General features: G+C 71.8%; 20 protein-coding genes. 9 read left to right on the plus strand and 11 right to left on the minus strand.

Features of this window, described 5'->3' with window-relative positions; all coding sequences use genetic code 11:
* Positions 1 to 63 precede the first annotated feature (63 nt).
* The 5 genes from Q4V64_RS01635 to Q4V64_RS01655 are packed head-to-tail and all read left to right on the plus strand — an operon-like array spanning position 64 to position 3,994.
* Positions 64 to 252: a hypothetical protein gene (locus Q4V64_RS01635; RefSeq protein WP_124445354.1), complete on the plus strand. Its 189-nt coding sequence runs from the start codon at positions 64 to 66 to the stop codon at positions 250 to 252.
* A 22-nt stretch (positions 253 to 274) separates the two neighbouring features.
* Positions 275 to 985, plus strand: a complete 711-nt coding sequence (locus Q4V64_RS01640; protein WP_124445353.1) for a hypothetical protein — start codon at positions 275 to 277, stop codon at positions 983 to 985.
* Entirely contained in the window at positions 982 to 1,947 is a 966-nt protein-coding gene (locus tag Q4V64_RS01645) for a hypothetical protein (protein ID WP_124445352.1), read from the plus strand. Before Q4V64_RS01640 ends, Q4V64_RS01645 begins: the two co-directional genes overlap by 4 nt.
* Positions 1,944 to 2,864, plus strand: a complete 921-nt coding sequence (locus Q4V64_RS01650) for a hypothetical protein (protein ID WP_124445351.1) — start codon at positions 1,944 to 1,946, stop codon at positions 2,862 to 2,864. The genes Q4V64_RS01645 and Q4V64_RS01650 overlap by 4 nt, the downstream gene beginning before the upstream one ends.
* A complete protein-coding gene (locus Q4V64_RS01655; RefSeq protein ID WP_303708769.1) occupies positions 2,861 to 3,994 on the plus strand; it encodes a serine hydrolase domain-containing protein in 1,134 nt (377 codons plus the stop codon). Before Q4V64_RS01650 ends, Q4V64_RS01655 begins: the two co-directional genes overlap by 4 nt.
* Before the next feature lie 62 nt (positions 3,995 to 4,056).
* Here the strand turns inward: Q4V64_RS01655 and Q4V64_RS01660 are convergent, their stop codons facing one another.
* From Q4V64_RS01660 to Q4V64_RS01670, 3 genes are all read right to left on the minus strand, one after another.
* The gene (locus Q4V64_RS01660) at positions 4,057 to 5,433 is read right to left on the minus strand and encodes an alpha-lytic protease prodomain-containing protein (protein ID WP_124445349.1); all 1,377 of its coding nucleotides are present in this window, start codon (positions 5,431 to 5,433) and stop codon (positions 4,057 to 4,059) included.
* Positions 5,434 to 5,605: 172 nt separating this feature from the next.
* On the minus strand, positions 5,606 to 7,270 hold the full coding sequence (locus Q4V64_RS01665) for an alkaline phosphatase D family protein (RefSeq protein WP_124445348.1): 1,665 nt from the start codon (positions 7,268 to 7,270) through the stop codon (positions 5,606 to 5,608).
* A 330-nt stretch (positions 7,271 to 7,600) separates the two neighbouring features.
* A complete protein-coding gene (locus tag Q4V64_RS01670) occupies positions 7,601 to 7,792 on the minus strand; it encodes a hypothetical protein (RefSeq protein ID WP_124445347.1) in 192 nt (63 codons plus the stop codon).
* 670 nt (positions 7,793 to 8,462) lie between these two features.
* Here Q4V64_RS01670 and Q4V64_RS01675 point away from each other — a divergent pair.
* On the plus strand, positions 8,463 to 9,578 hold the full coding sequence (locus tag Q4V64_RS01675; RefSeq protein WP_172629588.1) for an SGNH/GDSL hydrolase family protein: 1,116 nt from the start codon (positions 8,463 to 8,465) through the stop codon (positions 9,576 to 9,578).
* A 19-nt stretch (positions 9,579 to 9,597) separates the two neighbouring features.
* On the opposite strand, the gene Q4V64_RS01680 is transcribed toward Q4V64_RS01675, so the two are convergent.
* The 4 genes from Q4V64_RS01680 to Q4V64_RS01695 all read right to left on the minus strand — a co-directional run bounded on the left by Q4V64_RS01680 (position 9,598) and on the right by Q4V64_RS01695 (position 11,683).
* Positions 9,598 to 10,086 (minus strand): hypothetical protein, encoded by a 489-nt coding sequence (locus Q4V64_RS01680; RefSeq protein ID WP_303708771.1) that lies wholly within the window; start codon positions 10,084 to 10,086, stop codon positions 9,598 to 9,600.
* Positions 10,070 to 10,570 carry an RNA polymerase sigma factor gene (locus Q4V64_RS01685; RefSeq protein ID WP_124445346.1) on the minus strand — a complete coding sequence of 167 codons (501 nt, stop codon included), beginning with the start codon at positions 10,568 to 10,570 and terminating at the stop codon, positions 10,070 to 10,072. The genes Q4V64_RS01680 and Q4V64_RS01685 overlap by 17 nt, the downstream gene beginning before the upstream one ends.
* 97 nt (positions 10,571 to 10,667) lie before the next feature.
* A complete protein-coding gene (locus tag Q4V64_RS01690) occupies positions 10,668 to 11,309 on the minus strand; it encodes a class F sortase (protein WP_124445345.1) in 642 nt (213 codons plus the stop codon).
* The gene (locus tag Q4V64_RS01695) at positions 11,306 to 11,683 is read right to left on the minus strand and encodes a Tat pathway signal sequence domain protein (RefSeq protein ID WP_124445344.1); all 378 of its coding nucleotides are present in this window, start codon (positions 11,681 to 11,683) and stop codon (positions 11,306 to 11,308) included. Before Q4V64_RS01695 ends, Q4V64_RS01690 begins: the two co-directional genes overlap by 4 nt.
* Positions 11,684 to 11,961: 278 nt before the next feature.
* Between Q4V64_RS01695 and Q4V64_RS01700 the strand changes: the two genes are divergently transcribed.
* Positions 11,962 to 13,881, plus strand: a complete 1,920-nt coding sequence (locus tag Q4V64_RS01700) for a serine/threonine-protein kinase (RefSeq protein WP_124445343.1) — start codon at positions 11,962 to 11,964, stop codon at positions 13,879 to 13,881.
* Positions 13,882 to 13,898: 17 nt separating this feature from the next.
* Here Q4V64_RS01700 and Q4V64_RS01705 read toward each other — a convergent pair whose 3' ends face one another.
* The 4 genes from Q4V64_RS01705 to Q4V64_RS01720 all read right to left on the minus strand — a co-directional run bounded on the left by Q4V64_RS01705 (position 13,899) and on the right by Q4V64_RS01720 (position 19,057).
* Positions 13,899 to 14,084 carry a hypothetical protein gene (locus Q4V64_RS01705; protein ID WP_124445342.1) on the minus strand — a complete coding sequence of 62 codons (186 nt, stop codon included), beginning with the start codon at positions 14,082 to 14,084 and terminating at the stop codon, positions 13,899 to 13,901.
* A 91-nt stretch (positions 14,085 to 14,175) separates the two neighbouring features.
* The gene (locus Q4V64_RS01710; protein WP_124445341.1) at positions 14,176 to 14,964 is read right to left on the minus strand and encodes an FHA domain-containing protein; all 789 of its coding nucleotides are present in this window, start codon (positions 14,962 to 14,964) and stop codon (positions 14,176 to 14,178) included.
* Positions 14,965 to 15,245: 281 nt separating this feature from the next.
* Positions 15,246 to 17,372, minus strand: a complete 2,127-nt coding sequence (locus Q4V64_RS01715) for a serine/threonine-protein kinase (protein ID WP_124445340.1) — start codon at positions 17,370 to 17,372, stop codon at positions 15,246 to 15,248.
* Between the two features lie 236 nt (positions 17,373 to 17,608).
* Positions 17,609 to 19,057: a hypothetical protein gene (locus Q4V64_RS01720; protein ID WP_124445339.1), complete on the minus strand. Its 1,449-nt coding sequence runs from the start codon at positions 19,055 to 19,057 to the stop codon at positions 17,609 to 17,611.
* A 254-nt stretch (positions 19,058 to 19,311) separates the two neighbouring features.
* Here Q4V64_RS01720 and Q4V64_RS01725 point away from each other — a divergent pair, with 254 nt between their 5' ends.
* Together Q4V64_RS01725 and Q4V64_RS01730 are read left to right on the plus strand one after the other, a co-directional pair.
* The gene (locus tag Q4V64_RS01725; RefSeq protein ID WP_124445338.1) at positions 19,312 to 20,703 is read left to right on the plus strand and encodes a Tat pathway signal sequence domain protein; all 1,392 of its coding nucleotides are present in this window, start codon (positions 19,312 to 19,314) and stop codon (positions 20,701 to 20,703) included.
* A gap of 106 nt (positions 20,704 to 20,809) precedes the next feature.
* Entirely contained in the window at positions 20,810 to 21,172 is a 363-nt protein-coding gene (locus Q4V64_RS01730) for a hypothetical protein (RefSeq protein WP_124445337.1), read from the plus strand.
* The last annotated feature ends 2 nt before the right edge of the window (positions 21,173 to 21,174 follow it).

The following is a 21,174-nucleotide window of genomic DNA, read 5'->3' on the forward strand; positions in this document are numbered from 1 at the left end:
CGTCCCTGAGCCCGGGGCGTTCCTCCTACGAAGGTTCATGGCGAACCCCGAGGAGATGGTCGTATGCCTTCCACTGACAAGGCGATCGAGGAACTCACCGGCATCCGGAGCATCGACGTCGAGGCGGCACTCGACCCCGCCGAAGCTGACGGCGTCTACCGCGACAGCCGGGAATGCGCCGCGCTTTCGCTCCTCTCCGGAGACATCGAACTGCTGCTGTCGCCGCCGACCCCCCGCCCCAAGAAGCGCTGAGCGAGCCGACGGGAGCAGCTGAATGGAGCAGTCAGGCACTTCGGCCCTCTTGCGGGGCGCTGTGCAGGACCTCGCGTCCGACGTGGTCTCCGCCCTCCGCGGCGGAGACCACGTCCGGGTGTCCGGCACCGGCGGCGTGGACGGCCTCGCGGGAGGCCTCGGCCTCGCGGCCGTACGCGTGATGGGAGCAGACCTGCTGCTGCCGCACATCCTCTCCCACACCGCGCCCGCTCCGGAGGCGCTCACCGTGTTCCGGCAGACCGTGGAGACCTTCCCGCCCCGTGCCGACGCGGCCCCCACCGTCGTGTGGAGCCACTGGGCCATGAGCCGCACGCTGCGGCGCCTCGATGCGCCCCTGACCGGCTCACCCGCAGGTGACGAGGGCGCGGAACCCGACGCCGGCTGGCTCGACGGGGCGACCTGGCAGTTCCTGACGCATCAGCTCGCCGTCCTGGCTCCTCTCGCGGTGCCCGGTGAGGACTGCGCGGTGGCCCGCGCGGCCCGGCGCCGCCCGGTCGATGTCGCCCGGGGCTTCGTACGGGCGGTGCGCCGCAGGGACTGGCAGCAGGCCGCCGGGGCCGGACGCTGGCTGACCCTGCTGGACGGCGTGCCGGAGGAACTGGGTCTGGAGACCGGGCTGGACTTCGTGGAGCTGATGGGCGACAGCGACCCGCGCGTCGCCCTCCAGGTGGAGGCGGCGCGGGCGATGCGGTGGGCCGGAGCGGTCGTATGACCGCCGTGGACGTCCGGAAGATCCGCGAGGTGGAGGTCGCCGCGCTCGCCTGGTTGTCGGCGCACCGCGGCGACTTCGCGCTGGGGGAGGAAGCGCTCACCGTCGACGGCCAGGTCGACCTCACGTGGAAACCGCTCGGGGAACTGGCCCAGACCTGCGCGAGCATACGTCTGCACACCGCGCCGTCGGACCCGCTGCACGCGTGCGTGTCCGACCTGTTGAGGTTCGCCTGGCAGCAGACCGGCCGGGGCGAGCTGTTCCTGCGCCTCCAGAGGCTGGAGCCCTTCGCGACGTACCCGCTGGAGGTGTACTCCGTCTTCGCCGCTGCCGGGCTGCGGCATGACGGGTACGAGGCCGCCGCCGCCACGGTGGCCCGCACCCGCGGCTGGCGGCTCACCGAGCAGGAACCGACCCGCCGGCTCGGCGTACTGCGCGCCGAGCGGCGCAGCGGGATATACCGGCCGGAGCGGTCCGCGCAGGCGCTGCGGCGCACCTGGCTGGGCGGCCGGCCGGAACCGTGGACGTTCGAGCGCTCCTCCGGGTACGCGCTCACCCACGTCGTCTTCCACCTCACCGACTGGGGCCGCACCGCCGAGCGCGTCCCCGCGGACCTGGCCGCCTACCTGGCCGACTGGCTGCCGCCGTGGCTCGACACCTGCCTGGACGCCGGGATGTGGGACCTGGGCTGCGAACTGCTGGTCGTGGCCGCAAGCATCCCGGTCCCGCCCGACTCCGGGATGCTTCAGGACGCCTGGACCCGGATCGCGCGGGCGCAGTACGAGTGGGGCGCGCTCCCCGCGGAAGACGTGGGCGCGGTCCCCGAGCCGGACTTCGTCCACTGCTATCACTCCACCCTGATGGCCGCCTTCGCGGCGGCACTGACCGCCAAGCGCCTCACCGGCGACGAAGACTCCGCCGGCGCCGTGCAGAGCCGGTACGGGGAACAAGGAGTGCCCGGATGACCGACACCCGTCTGATGCACACCGTCGGCGTCCGCGCCCTGGAATGGCTGTGGGCCCATCGCGACGGATTCCGCCTGCAGCCCGATATCGATCCGGACGTGGGTTTCCTGGAGCGTTTCAAACCGGTCGGCGAACTGGCGCTGATCTGCAGGGTCCTGTTCCGCGAGGGAGTGGCCGGATCGCGACAGGCCGAACTGGCGCGTCGGCTGCTGGACCACACCTGGCGGCACACACTGGACGGTGGCCGCATGCTGGTACGCGGCCAGCGCATCGAGCCGCTCTCGCCCATCCCGTTCGAGGTGTACCTCCCCTACAAGGAACTCGGGTACAGCGAGCCCGAGGTGGAGCGTTCCGCCGCCCTCTGCCACCGGCTGACCAGTTGGACATCCCTCGAGCTGTACCCGAACCGACGCCTCGGCCTGTCCGCGTTCCAGCGCCGCTTCGGCCTCACGCCCCGCCCGCCCGAGGCGGACCTCGTCGGCGCGACCTGGCTGGCCCGCACGCCCGAGCCCTGGACGGTCTCCGGGCACATCGCCTACGACCTCACCCACACGGTGTTCCACCTCACCGACTGGGGAGAGCGCCCCGCCGGCCTGCCGCCGGACATCGCCGACTACCTCGCCACGTGGCTGCCGGTCTGGCTCGACGACTGGCTGGACCTCAAGCGCTGGGACCTGCTCGGCGAACTCCTCGTCGTCGACGCCTGTCTGCCCCGCCCCACCCTCGACGAGCGGGCCTGGGAGGGCTTCGCCGCCGCGCAGCAGCCCGACGGTGCCATGCCGGCCGTGCGGGCCATGCCCGAGGGCGAGCCCGACGAGGTGTTCGACATCGTCTACCACCCGACGCTGGTCGCCGCCTTCGCTTCCGTACTGGCCACCTCTCGCGCCCTGACCGGGCTGGCGCACGCTTCCTCATGACCGGCCGGACCGCGCACTGGCCGGGCGAGCCACAGGACGGGGAGGACTTCCGGACGGTCGACCCCCTCGACTCCCTCGACGCCGACGGCGCCCGTACGGCCGGCGGCCCTTACAGCGAGGAACTGCGCCGGCGGCTGGAGGCGGCCGTGGACGCCGCCGACGCACCCGACGTCGTCTTCGCCGTCTCCCGGCACGGCCGCCGCACGATCCACTGTGGCGGCACCGCCCCGCCCTCGCCGATCCCCCGCCAGGACCTGCGCTACGAACTCGGTTCGGCCTCGAAGACGTTCACCGGACTGCTGCTGGCCCTGCTGATCCGGCGCGGCCTGCTGTCCGGGGGCGAGCCGGCCACCGCCTGCCTGGACCCGGCCCGCAGGACCGACGCGACGCCGGTGACGCTCGCGCACCTCATCACCCACACGTCCGGACTGCCCACTCTGCCGCCCGGCTTCCTCGTCCGCGGCCTGCCCGCCTGGCGCACCAACCCCTACGGCCGCTTCCCCGCCGCGCAGGTGATCGACGCCTTCCTGCGGCATCACCCGAGGCACCGGCCCGGCACCCGGTGGCGGTACTCCAACTTCGGGGTCGCCGTACTCGGTCACGCCGTCGCGGCGGCGACCGGCACGGCGTGGGAGGACCTGCTCACCGAGCACGTCCTGCGTCCGCTCGCCCTGAGCGACACCGCCCTGCGGGCCCGGGGCCCGGACACCGACGCCGCGGGGCACGGCAAGGACGGCCGCACGCCCGTCCCCGCCTTCGACGCCGGCGGCTTCCAGGCGGCGGGTGCCGTCCGGGCCACCCCGCAGGACCTGCTCACCTTCCTCGAAGCCCACCTCGACCCGTCCGGCTCACCCCTGGCCGGCTCGCCCCTGGCCGGTGCGCTGCGGTCGGTGCGCACGCCGGTGCTCCGACGTGGTCTGGGGCACCGTCACATGCACACCGTGGCGTGGTTCCGGCACCCCACCGGCGCCGGGCCGATGTACTTCCACGGCGGGGCCACCCTCGGCCAGCAGGCGTTCCTGGGCTTCCGGCCCGACACCGGCACGGCCCTGGCGGCGCTGTGCACCCGCCGCTTCCGCGCCGGTGATCCGTTCGTCGCCACCGCTTACGCGCTCCTCGCGGAGGAGTAACAGGGGATCGGGAGCGGACAGTGCGGGAGCGTCGCCCCCGCACCGCAAGAGCCGTACGTCTCCTACATCCGCTGCCACAGCGCCGGAGTGCCGTTCGGCGACCACGCGCCCTGTGCCTGGTGGGTCTGCAGGCACTGGTAGCGCACACCCTCGTGGGTCACCGTGGCCCCGACCTCGTAGACCCGGCCGGCGGCCCAGGCGCCCGCCGTCCCGTTGTCCTGCGGAGCGGGCGTGTCGGTCTGGGTGGACGCGGTCTTCAGGATGAGTCCGAAGTCGCTGAGAATCGGGTTGACCGGCTGGTAGAACGTCGTCCCGCCGCTGGTGCAGTCGCCCGATCCGCCGGAGGTGACGCCCTGGGCCTGGGCACCGGCGACGTACGGGCCGCCGGAGTCGCCCGGTTCGGCGCACACCGTGGTCTGGGTCAGACCGTCGACGGTGCCCTGCGGGTAGCTGACACTCGTGTCGTGCTGTTCGATGACGCCGCAGCGCCATCCGGTGGTGGAGCCGGAGCGGCAGACCGACGCCCCGACGAGCGCCTGGGCCGAGCCGGCGACCTGCGTCCTCTGACCGCCCTCGCCCTTGACGTCGGCCGTGGCGGTCCAGTTGCTGTTGACGCCCACCCAGGCCATGTCCTTGCCGGGGAACGTTGACGCCTGGAACGTGCCCTGCTCGGCCATGTTGAAGCCCGTGGTCCGCGCTCCGGCCCTGCCGCAGTGGCCCGCGGTGGCGAAGCCCTGCTGCTGGTCCTTGGTGACGGAGAAGCCGACGGAGCAGCGGGCGGTGCCATTGATGTAGTAGGCGTCACCGCCGACGATGTCCGTCAGCAGCCGGGGCCGGTCCGCCGACACCCGGACGGCCACGCCCCGGCCCTGGACGCCGGCGTCCTTGATGAAGGCGGTGGCGGCCGACTTCTTCGTCGCCTGGACGACGACCCGGTTCGTCGGCACGTCGACGTACCAGACCGGCGTCTCGCGGGTCCTGACGCGTACGGCGGCGAGGTCCAGCTTCTCCTTGACGGCCTGAAGGGTCCTCAACGGCGTCTTGACGACCGCGGCCTTCGCGCCCTGGGCCCGGATGGCGGGCACGTCCGCGGCGTCGGTGGTCGCCACGGTGAGCTCCGCGGAGGTAGCCCCGCGCACCCAGGCTCCGGCGAAGTGCCCGCCCAGGGCGTTGCGGAGGCGGCCCGCGCGGGTGCCCGCCTCGGCCTCGTTGACCAACCGGGTGACCGCCTGCGACGGCGTCAGCCTCAGGTCGCGTTCCATCGCCCGCAGCACCTGAGCCGACGGTTTGTCGGCGCCGAGCGTCTGGGCCGCGGTGGGCGGGGGCCCCGGCGCGGGTGGCGGCTCGGCCGCCGCGACCGCGGGGATCCCGGCGAGGACGAGGGTGCCGAGTGCGGCCAGAGCGGCGTGGCGCGTGCCCGCGGCATGTCTGCCGACCATGCGGTGTACCTCCTACTGAGTACGGGTGAGACTGTGGCGAAGCCATAGGCGGCCTTGCCGGAAAGGCCCTGAACGATGTCAAAGGCCATGGTCTTTCGCGCTTTGGGGGACGCCGGGGGTGCCATGTGCAGTACGGCGACGGGCCTCGCGGCCGGGGAGCCGACGCGGCGTCTCAGGCGAGGTTCAGACCCGGGGAGCCCGCCTCGGTGACGAAGGAGGCGGCGGTGGTGAGGGGAGCACCGGGCGTGGTGACGGCGGAGACGGTCCTGAAGTCGGCGCGGGCCGTCTCCCGGCCGAGTTCGACGCGGAGGTAACCGCGTTTGCCGTTGTAGAACTTCAGGTGGGGGTTGGCCTGCATGTAGACGTCCCAGTTGGCGGGCTTCTCGACGCCGTCCCCGCCGCTGGCGACGGAGGTGCAGGTGAACTCCGTGCCCAGGGTCCTGGACTGCCGGTCGTCGAAGTCGTCCTTGAGCTCGAAGGCGTACCCGACGTGGACGTCACCGGTGAGGACCATCCAGTTGTCGATACCGGCCGCCTTGGCTCCCGCGATGATCCGGTTGCGGGAGGCACGGTAGCCGTCCCAGGCGTCCATGGAGACCTTCGCCTCCGCGTTCAGGTCGAACTTGCGCTGCGAGAAGCACACCTGCTGGGGCATCACCTTCCACAACGCGCTGGAGGCCCGCCAACCGTCGATCAGCCAGCGTTCCTGCTCGGCCCCCGTCATCGTGCGCGCCGGATCGTCGGACTCCGGCCCCGGAACGTGCGGCCTGTCGCCGTAGGCCTGGTCGGAGCGGTACTGGCGGGTGTCGAGGATGTCGAACTGGGCGAGCGTGCCCCAGCGAAGCCGGCGGTACAGGCGCGCGTCGGGGCCCTGGGGCCGCTGCGCGGCGCGCAGCGGCTGGTTCTCCCAGTACGCGCGGTAGGCGGCCGCGCGCCGCAGCAGGAACTGCTCGGGCGGTTGGCCGCTCTCGCTGTTGTCGTCCGCGTAGTTGTTCTCGGTCTCGTGGTCGTCCCAGGCGACGACGAACGGGTGGGCGGCATGGACGGCGCGCAGGTCCGGGTCGCTCTTGTAGAGCGCGTAGCGCAGCCGGTAGTCCGCCAGGGTCATCGTCTCGCGGTTGAACACGTCGGGCAGGGTGCCGGCGGCGTACTGGCGGGCTCCGCCCGCGGAGTCCACGGCGTACTCGTACAGGTAGTCGCCGAGGTGGAACACCACGTCGACATCCTCCTGCGCGAGGTGGCGGTGCACGGTGTAGTAGCCGTCCTGGTAGGCCTGGCAGGCGACGGCGGCGAGCTTCAGGCTGGTGGTGTCGGTGCCCTCGGCGGGTGCGGTGCGGGTGCGTCCCGTAGGGCTGATCCAGGGGCCGGTCCGGAACCGGTAGTAGTACGAGCTGTCCGGGTCAAGGCCCTTGACGTCGACGTGCACGCTGTGGGCGTACTCGGGATAGGCCAGGGCGGTGCCCCGCTGCACGACGACGGCGAACCACTCGTCCAGGGCCACCTCCCACTGGACGAGGACACGCTGCTCGCCCAGGCCGCCGTCCGTCTCGAACGGCTCCGGAGTGAGCCGCGTCCACAGCACCACCGAGTCCGGCAGCGGGTCTCCGGAGGCGACACCGAGGGTGAACGGGTCGGTGGGGATCCGCGTCGCGCCGCGCACCGGAGCGGCCGCCGCGCCACGGGCCGGCAGGTTCGTGGTGAAGGCGAGGGCGGCCGCCGCCGCGGTGACGGTCAGGAAGCGGCGACGGGCGATGTGCGGAGCGGCGAGGCGCAACACTGCGTCGTGCGGGGAGAAGGCATGCTCGGACGGTGGTCTGTGACGGCACGTCAGCGCCATCTGATGTCCTCTCTCACGGTTGGGCGGATCGATGGACGAGCCGACGAGCGAGTCGCCCCCGCGCTTGCCGACAGCGAGCCCTGGGCCGACAGGCGCAGTCCGCGCCCCTGGGCGGTTGGGTGGCGACACCGTTCCCCGGGGCGCGGAATCTGCATGCTAAGCAGACAAAATGCATAAAGCTGGCACGCCTTGCGAGGGGTTCACGCAAGAGGCGGTACGGGAGCGACCGTCTGCGCGCAGGACTCTCGGTCGATGTCGGGGCCGAGACACGACAAACGCCGCCGGCGAACGCCTGCGGCGGGTAAGGGGTGGTCGGAGCGGATACGGTGCTCAGCGGGCGGCTTCCACGGACACGTCGGTCGCCACGCGTTCACGTACGGGCGGGTGGTCGACGTGGAAGGCCCGGCCGATGACCGGTTGGGCCGCGATGGCGGCCGCTGCTTGTGCGGGCTGTGCCGATGACCTTGGACCCCTGAGGGGAGAGGTCAGCGCCGAGCCGAATCGGACCAGCAACTCGATCACCGGCATCACCGCCCGGCACGCGACCGTCAGGCTTGGTCTTCGGGCTGACCCTGCCCCTCACGCTGGTCTTGGCCTACACGCCGGTCTTGGCCTTCACGCTGATCTTGGCCCTCGTGCCGGCCTCGGTCTCCATGCTGAGAAGTGCAGTGGCCCCGCCGCTCCTGGGTGACCTCGGGTCCGAACGTGATAGCCCATAGGACGTTTTGGAGGCCCTGCATCTGCGGGCGACTCATTTCGCATGTGGATTCAGCCCTCTCGCCGCCAGATGAAGGAGCGGATTGGGCCACGGCCGGTGCGGCGGAGGTCATAGCTGCTGCGAGGCTGATGAGGGCTGCTGCTGCCGAATGCGCGAGGGATCGGTGCAGACAGCTCGATCGCGGAGTTTTCATGATCACACCCTGGATGGAGGGAGTGCCCAGGAGGAAGGCTGACAGTCCCTTGGGCAGGCAACTTCACCCGATCGTCTGACTTTTCGTTGACCTCATCGTCAATCAGCGGGTGGAGCGCCCGACCTGAGGCGCGCGGATACCGAAAAGGCTTTCCCGCGGGGTTGACGACGGCCGACGCGGCAGTCACCTTTCAACAGTGCGCGATATGGGAGCGCTCCCAACCCTGGTGGAGTCGCTTCCGCTTCCTGCTCGACCGTCCACCACCAGCAAAGGATGGCCACATGCAGACGCCTCGTCATTGGTCCCGAAGGACTTTGGTCACGGCCGCCGCCGCGGGCCTCGTCACCGCAGTCGCCTCCCCCTCACAGGCATCCGGCGCGCGGGACCGGTTCCACACGCCGGGCCGCATCAAGAGGACCGCCCATGGGTCTGTGCAGTACACCTGGCCCGGCATCTACTTCGAGGGGCGCTTCCGCGGTACGGGTGTCGGCATCGTCCTCGACGACGCCGACAACGACTACGACGTGCAGATCGACGGAACAACCCGCGCGACCCTGGTGACCCCGGGTCAGAACACCTTCTGGATCGACGATCTCCGCGACACCGGTCACACCGTACGGCTCGTCAAACGCACGGAAAGCCCATGGGCCGCAGGCCGGTTCGGCGGGTTCGTCGCCGCTCCCGGAGGCGCCATCCTGGCCAGACCCCGGGCCCGGAGCCGGCAGATCGAGTTCATCGGTGACTCCTTCACCGCCGGCTACGGCAATGCCTCCGGAACGCGCGACTGTTCGAACATCGGCGGAGTCAACCGGAACAGCAACGCCGACCTCGCCTTCGGCGCCCTCACCGCCCGGAGCCTGGACGCCGACTATCAGATCAACGCCTTCTCCGGCCTCGGCATGGTCCGCAACTACAACGGCAGCAGCCCCGACACCGACTTTCGCACTTACTACGACCGGGCCTTGCTGAACGTCGACGGCGACGTCTGGCCGACACCGCACACCTGGCGACCTCAGGTCGTCGTGGTCGGCCTGGGCATCAACGACTTCTCGACCCCTCTGAACCCGGGCGAGCGCTGGACCACGGAGGAGGCCCTCGTCGCCGCCTACGAGACCGCCTACCAAGGCTTCCTCACCAAGCTGCGCGCCCGGTACGGGCCCAAGACGTTCATCGTGGTCAGCGCCACCCGCGTCTCCCGCACCACCGCCTTCGCCCAGGCCACGCTGCGGATCGTCCAGGAACGCAACCGACGGGGCGACAGCCGGGTCCGCCACTGGTACTACGACGATCCCGCCCTGGATCTCCTCGGCTGCGACTGGCACCCCTCGCTCAAGGACCACCGGATCATCTCCGGCCTGCTCAACGACTGTCTCGCCGCCCTTCCGCTGCGCTGGTAGGCGGTCTCGGGCTCATGTCCTACGGCCGGTTGCCGCTCTCGGGTGTGGCGTCGCCCGTGTTGGGGACCGCCGACGGCTCGACGGACGGTGTCGGTGTCACCGAGGGCGCGCGAGTGGAAGGGGCCGGGCTGGGCGCGGTGCTGGGGCTGCCGGTCCCTGTCTCGGCGGGGCGAGGAGTGGAGGCCTCGGATGGTACCGGCGGGGCGGAGTCGGCCGACGGGCTGCTCACGGGAGGCGGGCTGCTCATGGGGGGCGGGGCCAGTGGGATCGTCGGGGACGCGGGTGCCTCGTGTGTCGCCAGGCGCAGGGGCAGTGCGACGAGGGCGGCGACGGCGCAGGCCGCGCCGACTCCGGCCGCCGTACGGAGCAGGCGGCGGCGCGCCGCGGCGCGCCGGATCGCCGTGTAGCGGCCGGGGGGCGGGCCGAGGTGGTCGGAGGGGGGACGCAGGATGACGGCGAGGGGGTCGTCGGGCTCGAAGTCCGGGCCTTCGTCAGAGTGTGTGATCAAGGCTTCTCCTCAAGTGGGCGCGGAGCAGTTCGCGGGCCGCGTGGAGGTCGGCCTTGATGGTTCCTTCCTTGCGCCCGGTCAGCACGGACACCTCCCGGATCGGCATGTCAGCGTAGTAGTGCAGCAGGATCGGGACGCGCAGCCGTTCCGGCAGGGACTGCACGAGCAGACGGACCGAGGGGTCGGCCTGTTCCGCCTGTTCGGCTTGCGGGCGGACGGTGGCTTCGACGGTGGCCCGGTGGACGGCTCTGCGCTCGCGTTCGAGCTTGCGCCAGTGGTCCCGGACGAGATTGGCCGCGGTGACGTAGAGGAAGCCCTGGGGCTCCGCGACGGATGTCCAGCGGGCCCAGAGCCGGGTGAACGCCTCCGAGGCGATCTCGTGGGCCGTCTCGTCGTCGTCGACGAGACGTCGGCACCAGCCGGCGAGGCGCGGGTAGAGGGCGGCGAACAGTTCGGACGCTGCCTTCTCGCGGGACCGTTTCAACGCTCTCCATGGTCGTGATGTCGTAAGGGGGCACTCGTAGGGGAAAGAGCCCGGGCCGTCGGAGTACGTTCCGTCGGCCCGGGCTCCGGGCGGCTGGTCAGGGGCTCGCCGAGTTCAGGCTGGCGAAGACGATCACGTTGTCGCGGTAGTCGTCACCGGTGCGGGGGCCACCGCATGTGATCAGCCGCACCTCGGGACGGCCCACGTTCCCGTAGACCGCGTCCGCCGGGAAGTCGGCCTTGGAGACCGTCCGTACGGCGTCGACGGCGAACGTCGCCGTCGTGCCGTTCTCCAGGCGCGCCACGATCCGCTCGCCCCGCCGCAACCGCGCGAGGTGACGGAAGACCCCGTCCCCGTAGGCGCCGACCGTGACATGGCCGAGGATCACCGACGGGCCGGTCTGACCCGGCGTCGGCGAGTGCCGGTACCAGCCCGCGCGGTCGTGCGCCGTGATCGGGGGCACCTGCGCGCTGCCGTCCGCGGCCAACCCCAGCTGCATGACCGGGGTGTCGACCCCGATGGCCGGAATCCGCAACCGGACCGGGACCGAACGACCAAGGGTGCGCGCCGTGTTCGCGGAGGACCGCGAAGGCCGTGGCGTGGCCGCGGTGGGCGGCGTTGGCGTGCTCGCGGGATGTGCGGTCGTGCCTCGGTCGTCGCCGGTCCGGTGGCCGCCGCAGCTCACGAGCAGTGAAGCCGCCCCGGCGGTGACGAAGGCCCGCCTGGAGAGCGGTGTCATGCCCCGGTCGCCCTTCGGCGCCGTACGAGAAAGACCGCCGCGCCGCCTCCGACCAGCACCGCGGCGGCACCCCCGGCGACCAGCCCGGCCTCGTTCCCTCCGGAGTTCGCCGGCACCGGCGCCACACCGGTGTCCGGCGCGCCACTGGGCACGACGGAGACCTGGCCCGGCGTCGGCGACCCGCTCGGTGCGCCGCTCGGCACCGGGGTCGGGGCAGCTTCGGCGGGGGCCTCGCTCGGTTCCGTGGCCGCCGGGACCGGAGTCGGTGCCGTGGAGGCTGGTACCGGGCTCGGCCCGTCGGCGAACGCGGGGACCGCGCTCGCCAACACGGCGGTACACGCGAGTGCCGTGGCACTGAGGACAGTTCGACGCATGAAACGCTCTCTCTCGTCGGTCCGCCCACCCGGTGACGCGGCGGGCTGCGTTACAGATCGAGCGGAGAGACGAGGCAGCAGCGGTACCGGTTGTAAAGAGATGGCAAAGTCGCCATGCGATGCACAGGTGCCTCACCGACCTCACAACCTCTACGCATGAGGACGTCTGATGCAGGCTCAGGGGAGAGGCTGCGCATTGATCGCCACACGCAGTAGGTTCGTTCCACGCGCGCGGGCACGCCGCCGTGCGCGTTCGGGACCCGGGTGAGGGGGAGACTGTGCGTTCCGGAGAGGAACTCGCCGGCCGCTATGTCCTCAAGGAGGTCATCGGCTCGGGGCGAAGCGGCAACGTGTGGCTGGCCCACGACACGGTGGTGGGCCAGGACGTCGCGCTGAAACCTGAGCGGATCGAGGGCGACCGCGAGACCGCGGTACGGCGGCTGCTGGGCGAGCCGCGTGCCATGGCCAAGTTCCGCGACCATCCCCATGTCGTCACGTTGTTCGATGTGGTGACCGTCCCTCAGGACGGCGACTCGGACGGGACGGACACGTACTGGTTCATCACGGAGTACGTGCCCGGCGGCGGCCTGGACGGGCAGCCGCCGATGTCTCCGCTCCAGGCGGCCCGTATCGGCGCCCAACTCGCCGACGCGCTCGCCGCCTTGCACGAGGCGGGCATCGTCCACTGCGACGTCAAGCCCGCCAACATCGGCCTCTCCCGGCGCGGTACCGCGAAGCTGCTGGACTTCGGTGCCGCCTACCGGGTCGGCGGCACCGAGACCATCACGGCCAACGGCCCGTTCAGCTTCACCCCCGACTACGCCGCCCCCGAGCTGGCCCGGGGAAACGTCCCCCGGCCGGCCTCGGACGTGTTCTGCCTGGCCACCACCCTCCACGCGCTCGTCACCGGCTCGCCTCCGCGCGGCGGGACCGATGAGGACGCTGGGCACCGGCAGAAAGGGGACACGGAGGACACCGAGCGCCTGCGGTACTGGAAGGCCGAGCAGGGCGTCGTCGAGATCGACGCCGCCGCCGTGGGACCGCTGGCCCCCGTGCTCACCGCCATGCTCCAGCGCGATCCGCGCCAACGCCCCGACGCCGCCGAGGTCAAGCGGCGCCTGGAGGCCATCGCCGGGCCCGATCCGGATGCCCCGGAGGGCAAGTCTGCCGGGCGCCCGCGGTGGCGTCGGCCCCTGCTCGCCGCGGCGCTCGGCGCCGGCGTCCTGCTGGCCCTGGGGCTCGTCGTCCTCCCGGGAGACGACGGCGACGGGAGAGCCACCCAGGAGTCCGGCCGGAGCCGGCTCACGGAAGGCACGGACGCCAAGCAGTCGGCGCTGATCGGCGATCCGCACACCGCCAACCTGTGCGCGTTGGCCGATCCTGACGCTCTCGGCAAGTTCGGCAAGGCCGAAGTGGACCTGGACTACGGGAACTTCGACCGCTGCGACATGCTCGTCCGCCCCGACGACAAGACCCGGATCGACGTGTCGATCCAACTCCGCCCGGGCTCACCACCCGAGTCGTCGCAGCCCTCCCGAACCATCGGGAAGGTCGGCATCATCGACGAGCCGCCGGAGAGCGACGAGTGCGGTCTGCTGCTGACGCCGCCCGACGGCACCGTCGTCACGGTCCGCGTCAACGTGGGTGAGGGCTCTGTGCTCGGCGGCAGCGCGACGCTGTGCACGGTCGCCGACGTGGCCGCCGAGAGCGCGGCCGACGTCCTGAACCAGGGGCCGCTGCCCCGGCGTTCCCCGCCCTACCCGGACGCCTCGCTGGCCTGGGCGAGCGCCTGCGAGCTGCTCGACACCAAGGCGCTGAAGGTCGTTCCCGGTCTCAAGGTGGGCGCGCCGGACGTCGGCGTCGCGAACTGGAGCTGCGAGTGGTCGAGTGACATCGACGATCTGGAGGCGGAGGTGGGCTTCTTCCGCGACCAGCCCAAGTCCACGGACGATGGCGAGCTCATCAAGCTCAGCGGATACGACGCCTTCGTGGTACCGGAGGGCAACGGCGACGAGACCTGCACGGTCTTCGTCGAGTACCGCAGGTACGGCGGCCAGAACGCCGAGACGGCCGCCGAGATGCTGCGCCTGCACGTCGGCGGGCAGCGGCCCGTGAACGAACTCTGCGACATGGTCGCGGACCTCGCCGCCCCCGCCGCCGCGGAACTACGCGCACAGGTGGGCACCGGAGGAAGCTGACCCAGTCCGGACAGGTTCTAGTCGTCCGAGCCCGAGCCCGAGCTCCGGCCCGTACGCCCGGCCCGGCGCATCAGCTCGCCCGCCGTGAGGGTGGCAGTGGCCACCGCGCGAGCCCAGCGCGGGCCGCCCCGCGCCGCCCATACGACGCACAGGCACCCTGCGACGACGAGCGCGAGGACACCGGACAAGACGAGCACGGCCATGCTCATCCCCCTCTCTCTCCTGGTGCGGTTCGCGCCATCCTCCCAGTCCGCCGAAGAGGGCGTCGCAGTGGCCCGGGCCCGCGGCGCCGTTTCAGGGCCCGGGGTCCGGCCAGGCGGTGTCGTCCTCCATCAGGTCCAAGTCCGGTGGTACGAGCGTCGTGGACTCCACCAACCCCTTGAGCAGGTTGTGCAACAGGCCGTTGTCGGCGGGGCGGCCCTGCGACTTGTCGTGCATCAGCTGGTATCGGAAGCCGGTGCGGTCCAGACGGCGGCGCACGGCCTCGATCCGGTACTCGACCTTGCGCTCGTTCCAGTTGTCGTCCGGGCGGAGGTACGCGAGCTGCTTGGCGGCCATGGCGTACGTCAGGGGTCGCGGGTCCTCCTCGTACAGCAGGTACCGCTGGCCGAGCACGACCAGCAGCAGTCGCTCGTCGTCGTCGAGTGCCCAGATCTCCGGCCGTACGGTCTCGGCGCGCCGGCGTGACACCGGGCCCTGGTCGTCGTGGCCCGTCACGTACAGCTCGACGAGGTGTTCCCGGTAGCCCGAGCCCTTCACGAACAGCGGGGTGTAGCCGGTGGCGAGCGGGATCGGCTCGGTGGTCTTGTGCATCATCCGGCCGCGGGGCAGCCGTACGAGCTGCTGCCCTGTGTTGCGCAGCCACCAATTCCCCTGGCGGAACGTCAGCTCCCCGTGGTGCCGGCTCACCCGCAGGTCGTCCACGCCGACGCCCAGGTCCACCTCCGGCTTCTCGCCGCGGCCGAAGCGGACCGTCAGGCCCTGACGGGGCGGGGCGCTGAGGTCGCCGGTGACGGTGCGGGCGTGCAGGGTGCCGGGCGTGGTGGGGGCGACACCGCGCGCAAGGCTGGCGGAGAGGGGCATCGCTGGTCTCCTCGGTTCGTGGGATTCTCGGCGCGCGTGCGGCGCACTCCCCAGGATCCGCGCCCGCTCCGGGACCCCTCCCCAAAACGAGCCCGTACAAAGGGGCGTGCCCCGCCGCCGGGGCTCAACGGCGTCGCCAAGGGTACGAGTTGAGGGGTTGGGCCAGGACGACGGCCCCGAGGAGGGGGCGGGACCGTCGTCCACGAGTGCGCCGTCGAGAGAGAGCGGCGCCCACGGGCAGGTGTGCGGGTGTCATGGGCCATCCTCCGTCACTCCGGTGTCTACTCGGCCCGGGCCCCGGCCGAGGCCGCCGTAGCCAGCTGGGTGGCCAGACGGCGCAGCAGCCGGGCGGACGGGTCACCGCCGACCGTGAGGTTCAGGGTTTCGACCATGGCCGAACCGTCCTGGACGTACGAGCGGTGGACGACCCGGATACGGCAGGTGTCCGCGTCCTCCACGTCCGGCTCGGCCACGGCCGTGCGGCCGTCGATCCGGGTCAGGACACCCTCGGCCGCCGTCGGCGGCTGGTCGCGGTCGAAGCGCAGCTCGACGTACAGGTCGCTGGTGGTGCTGTGCCACTCGCAGTCCCAGTTGCCGAAGCCGATGTCGGGGTCCTCGGCGTCGATGTCGGGGACGGCCTCGAGTGCGTCCGCGCCGAGCAGGGTGCAAGCGTCCTGGTGGATCAGCGAGTCCGCCGGCAGGTCCGGTGAACGCCGGGGAAGCCGACCCCGGTTGAGCACCTCGGCGGCATGGCCGGTGGCGGCCTCGGCGATCTCGCACAGTGGCGCGCCGGTCCGGTCGCCGTCCACCTCGGCGACGACCATGACGGTGACGTCGGGATCGCCGGCCGCCCGCAGGCCCTTGACGCAGGCGTCGCTGTCCTCCGCCTCGTCCCACACGCTCACGGATCCCACGGTCCTCTGCGGCGTCGCCGGCTCCGAGGGCCCGGTGGTGTCGTACCAGAACTTCACGTCCACGGCGCCTTCGTCGCCTGTCTCCACGATGACGTCACAGCGGTCGAAGTTGCCGTAGTCCCGGTCGAGTTCCGCCTCACCGAAGCGCCCCAGCACCGCGGGGTCGGCCAGGGCGCAGAGGTCGGCGGTGCGGTGGTCGCCGAACACGGACGCCGACTTCACCGACACCGGCGGCGACGCCGCGGAGCCGGACGCCCCCGGTCCGGCCTTCCCGACTGTCCTGCCCTTCTCCCGACCGCCGCCCGACATGAGCTCGACGACCAGCAGGACGACGAGGGTCAGGGCGAGGACGGCCGCCACCGCGGCGACCAGGAAGCCCCGGGAGGGGGCGGGCACGGCAGGACGGTGCCCGTCGGAAGGCAGCTCAGGAGAGCCCGGTGAACCCGCCTCCTGGGCCCGGCTGCCCGAGGCCCGACCATTCAGCGGGCCGGCCCCACCCTCCCGGCCGCCCCTCGGCTCGGGTCCGGCCTCGGCCGGCTTCGGCGCGTCCGGCTCACCCGTACTGCCCACCCTGGACTCGTCGGCCTCACCCGTACTGCCGGCACCGGGCTCGTCCGCCTTCTCCAGCTGTGGCAGGGGGTCCTGGGGGCCCGCGATCTCTTCCAGGAGCCGGCGGGCCTCGGGCGCGGTCGGGCGGTGCGCCGGGTTCCGGGCGAGCATCGCCGGCAGCAGGGCCGCCAACACCCCGGTGTCCGCGGTGAGTTCGATGTCACCCCGGCCGGCCATCAGACCGGCGAGATACGGGCCTGCGTCTTCGGCGGCCTCGGGGCGCGGAGGGTCGCCGGCGACCAGCGCGTACAGGGTGCAGCCCAGCGAGAAGATGTCGGACGCCGGTTCCGGGCGGCCCGCCACCATTTCGGGGGCCGCGTAGTCGGGCGTGTAGCTGACGGCGCCGTTGGGGGTGATCGTCTCCGTGCTGTCCACCCGGTACGCGGCGCCGAAGTCGGCCAGTTTGGCGAGCCCTTCGGGCGTGACGACGACATTGCCCGGCTTGACGTCGCCGTGCACGATCCGCTTGGCGTGCAGCGCGGCGAGTGCGGCGGCGATCTGGGCGCCGACCCGGGCGGCGCGTTCCGGGGACAGCGGCGGGCGGCCGTCCAGGCTGCCTCCGGAGACGTACTCCATGACCAGCCAGGACGTCATCCGCCGCGGTCGGCCGGTCGGATCGTCGTCAACCGGTTCCCGTCCGCCATCCGAAAGGGTGAGTACGTCATGCAGGGTGACCACATGCGTGTGGCTGAGATGGGCCAGGGCGCGGCCCTCGGCGCTCAGCCGGTCGTAACCGCAGACGCCGGCGTCGGTCGTGTGCAGCCGTTTGAGGACCACCTCCCGAGGCAGCAGCAGGTCACGGGCGAGCCAGACCTCGCCCATTCCTCCCGTGAAGGGGCCTTGCGTCAGCCGGTAGCGCTCACCGACCGTCGTACCCTGGCGCACCCGATTCCCCTCAGCCGTTGCTCCGGATCACCTCGGCCGAACCTACTGGCCGAGCGGAACCTCGTACGGCGCCTTCACGGGATGTTCTCGCTCCACCGCTCGGCGAGACCGTCAGGAGCCTGGTCAGCAGGTCGCCGAGCCCGCGCCCCCGGCTCGGCACGGCGGGACCGCCGTACAACCGTTCCAGGGGCGAGGCGGCCGGGCGTGCCGATGACGCGCCGCGCCGGGCGCCGAGCTCACCGGACCACGAGCGACCGGAACGCGTTCCGCACGTCGGACTTGGACTCCGTGACGTACCTGGTCGTGGGCGGGGTGCCGGAGTCGCCGTAGGTGAAGTACGAGATGACCGCGGGGCAACTCGAGCCGCTGATCTGGATCTTGCGGTTGGCGACGAGCTTGCCGGTGCGCAGCTCGTAGACCTTCACCGGGATCGCGATCTTGTGGAAGCTGACGTACGTGAGGGCACCGGAGTCCCTGTCCCGGTACGGGCACGTCTCGACGGAGGTTCCGAAGTCCTCCAGCCCCATGCAGACCACCAGGACGGCGTTGGCCGGGTCGTCGGCCTTCCAGGAGCCGGGGAGCTTGCCGGTGTAGTCGCCGCCGTACGCGTCGTTGTCGCCGTAGAACAGGGCGCGGTTGGTGCCCTTGCCCATGGGCTTGGCGCCGCTGTACTTCGCCGGCTTGGAGCAGTACTCGGGCTGGGTGTCCGTCCCGCCCGCGAGCAGGTCTCGGACGTTGGCCAGCTCGATGCTGAGCGTCGCCTTCCTGGCCCCCTTCCGCGCCTTGGCCGCGAGGTCGCCGCCGGGGTACTGGTCGAGCAGCCGCTCGTAGTGGGTCCGGGCCGACTCCCAGCTGCTGTCCGCCATGAGGTCGTCACCGCATCCGACGAGCGCGGCGGGCGCGGTCCGCCTGACCGTGGCGGCGGACCCGTCCAGTACGTCGTGGCTCCGCTTCCGGTCACGGAGCCAGTCGGTGACGGTGACCGTGTCACAGGGGTCCTTGGCGGGCAGGCCGCCGAGGAATCCGTTCAAGGTCGCTTGGACCGTCTTCTCGTTGCCGGGTTCCGCGAGGACCGAGGCGAGTGTGCCGAAGCCCGCTTCCAGGGCATGCGTGTCCCCGCCGAGCGCGGTGGCCAGCTCGGCGCGGGCCGTCCGCAGCCGGTCGCACGCCTCTACGGTGTCGTCACCGCGGGCGGTCAGCGGGGCGTCGGCGATGCGGTGCCCGAACCACACCCTGTCCTGGGCGCTCACCACCTGTGCGCAGTCGCCGCTTTCGCGGGCCTCGGTGACGCTCCGCTGGATCCTGGAGGCTTCGAATCGCAGGAGCCCCACGGTCAGCAGCACCACCAGGATGATGCCGAGCGCGACCAGGCGCTGACCACGCACGGCACCCCGGACGGCACCTCTGCGCGCCAGGAACCAGCCGTGGGCGACGACGGCCGCCCACCACACGAGCACGGCGATCTCGTACGACGACGAGGCGGTCGAGGCGAGCCTCGAGACGAGTACGACGGTGACGGCAACGGCCGCGACGGCGAGCCTGCGCCGCCGCAGCATCAGGTAACCGACGCCGAGCAGAGAGGCGTTGCCGAGGGCGACGGCCGGCGGGTCGTGGACTCTGGCCTCGGCAGGCGGGTACTCCGGCATGGCGGGTACGGCGGGAGCGGCGGGCGTGGGGTCACTCATCCTGATCTCCCCCGGGCGCGGAACGGGTGTGGTGCTCGCATTGTTCGGCCGCGCCTGCGGGACCCCTCCCGAGCTTCCTCCGGGGTCCCTCTCTCCCCTCACTCCTCAACTGACGCTCACTTCCCGTACGTTGACCCGGACCCCACCCCACAGCACAATGAGCGCGCATGCATGAGAGCGCTCTCACCCTCGTCATGTGTCCACGCCTCGCACCGTGACCCGTGACCCGTGACCCGTGACTTCCAAGGAGACCCATGACCGGCAGCCAAGGCCCGGCGTTCAGCCGCCGTGCGCTCATCGGGACCGGACTCGGTGCCGGCGCCGCGGCCCTTGTCGCGGTCGGCTCCGGCGGGGCGCAGGCGGTGGAAGGCCCGTCCGCCGGCACGGCCTCGGCGCCGCGCCGGGCGTACGCCTTCCTCGCCGCCGCCATGGACGCCTATCCGGATCACGGCACCATACGGCTGGCCCAGAGCTACACCGACCAGGCCGGCCTGTTCAGCACGGCCTTCACCTACGACAACGCCCTCGTGATCCTGGCCTGCCTCGCCTCCCGCACCGAGGACGGCCGGTCCCGGGGCATGGCGCTCGGTGACGCGCTGCTCTACGCCCAGGCCCACGACCCCGTGTACGACGACGGCAGGCTGCGCCAGGCCTACAACGTCGGGCCGTACACCTTCTTCGACGGTTCGCCGCAGCCGTACGGCTTCGTGCGAGCGGACGGCACGGCCAACATCGGCAGCCAGTTCGGCTTCACCGGGACTGCCGTGGGGGACATGGCCTGGGCCGGCATCGCGCTGAGCGCACTCGCCCGTCGCACCGGGGAGCGCCGCTTCCTCACCGGCGCCGTACGGATCGGGGAGTGGATCGAGCGCGTCGGCCGTACCGAAGAGCCCCTGGGCGGCTACAAGTTCGGGGTCAACGCGGCCGACGAGAAACTGCCGCCCACCTCGACCGAGCACAACACCGACCTGGTCTGCCTCTTCGGACGGCTCGCCCGGCTCACCGGGGACCGGGTGTGGCGGGAGCGGCGCGAGCGTGCCGAAGCCTTCGTCAGGAACATGTGGGAGCCGGACGGGGGCTTCTTCTACACCGGTACCAACGACGGCGTGACGATCAACAAGTCGCCGATCCCCGAGGACACCCAGACCTGGACCCACCTCGCCCTCGCCTCCCCCGCCCATTCCCGGTCGCTGGACTGGGCCGCGACCGAGCTGGCGGTCCTGGACACGGCCGACCGACGCAACAGCACCGTGCCCGCGGGCCAGTCGTACGAAGGGGTCACCTTCAGCTCCGCCGGTCTCCTGGCGAACGAGGACGCCCCGATCGCCGAGTTCCAGCCCAAGCCCGACCGCAACGGCGTGTGGTTCGAAGGAACGGCGCACCTCGCGCTCGCCCTGCGGGACAGGCACGCCCCCGGTGACGAGGCACGCGCCCGGCGGCTGATCGCCTCCATCGAGCGGGCCCAGGACCTGCTCGGCCGCGGCCAGACCCTCGGGGGCGGGGCGGTGGCCGAGAAATCCGGAGTGGTCTCGGCGAGCAGCCCGCTCGACACCGGTTTCGGGTTCGGCTACTACCCCTACCGGCACGCGGGGGCCACCGCCTGGTACCTGCTGGCGGCGGCACGCGCCAACCCCCTGCGGGCCTGACTGGCGGACAAGCCGGCGCGAGCGCCCGCGCGCGGACGTACGAATGCGCCGAGGGCGGCTTCCAGACCCTCCCCTGTTCGCAACCTCGGTGCCATGATGGTGAGTTATGGCTGAGGGGGACGAAGTGACGGGCCGTGGTATCCGGGTGCGGTTGGAGGGGGACGCCACCGAGAGCGATGTCGGCGCCCTGCGCAAGTGGCTGGAGCGGGAGAAACCACTCGACGAACAGGTCCGTGCGGGCCGGCTGCAGATCCACGAACGGAGCCGCGGGGACGAGCCCGGGGCCCCGATGGGCGTCGGCATGGAGATCATCGTTGCGGTGACCGGGGGCGCCGCGTCCATCCTCTTCAGGGAGCTGCTGGACCAGGTCAAGCGGGCCGTGGAGGCTTGGCGGGCCAATCGCAGCGAGGTGGAGGACGGCGAGCCTCCGGAGGCTCGCGTCGACACTGTGGACCCCGACGACAGGTAGTC

This window comes from Streptomyces sp. NL15-2K (genome assembly GCF_030551255.1).
In the GTDB taxonomy this organism is placed as follows: domain Bacteria; phylum Actinomycetota; class Actinomycetes; order Streptomycetales; family Streptomycetaceae; genus Streptomyces.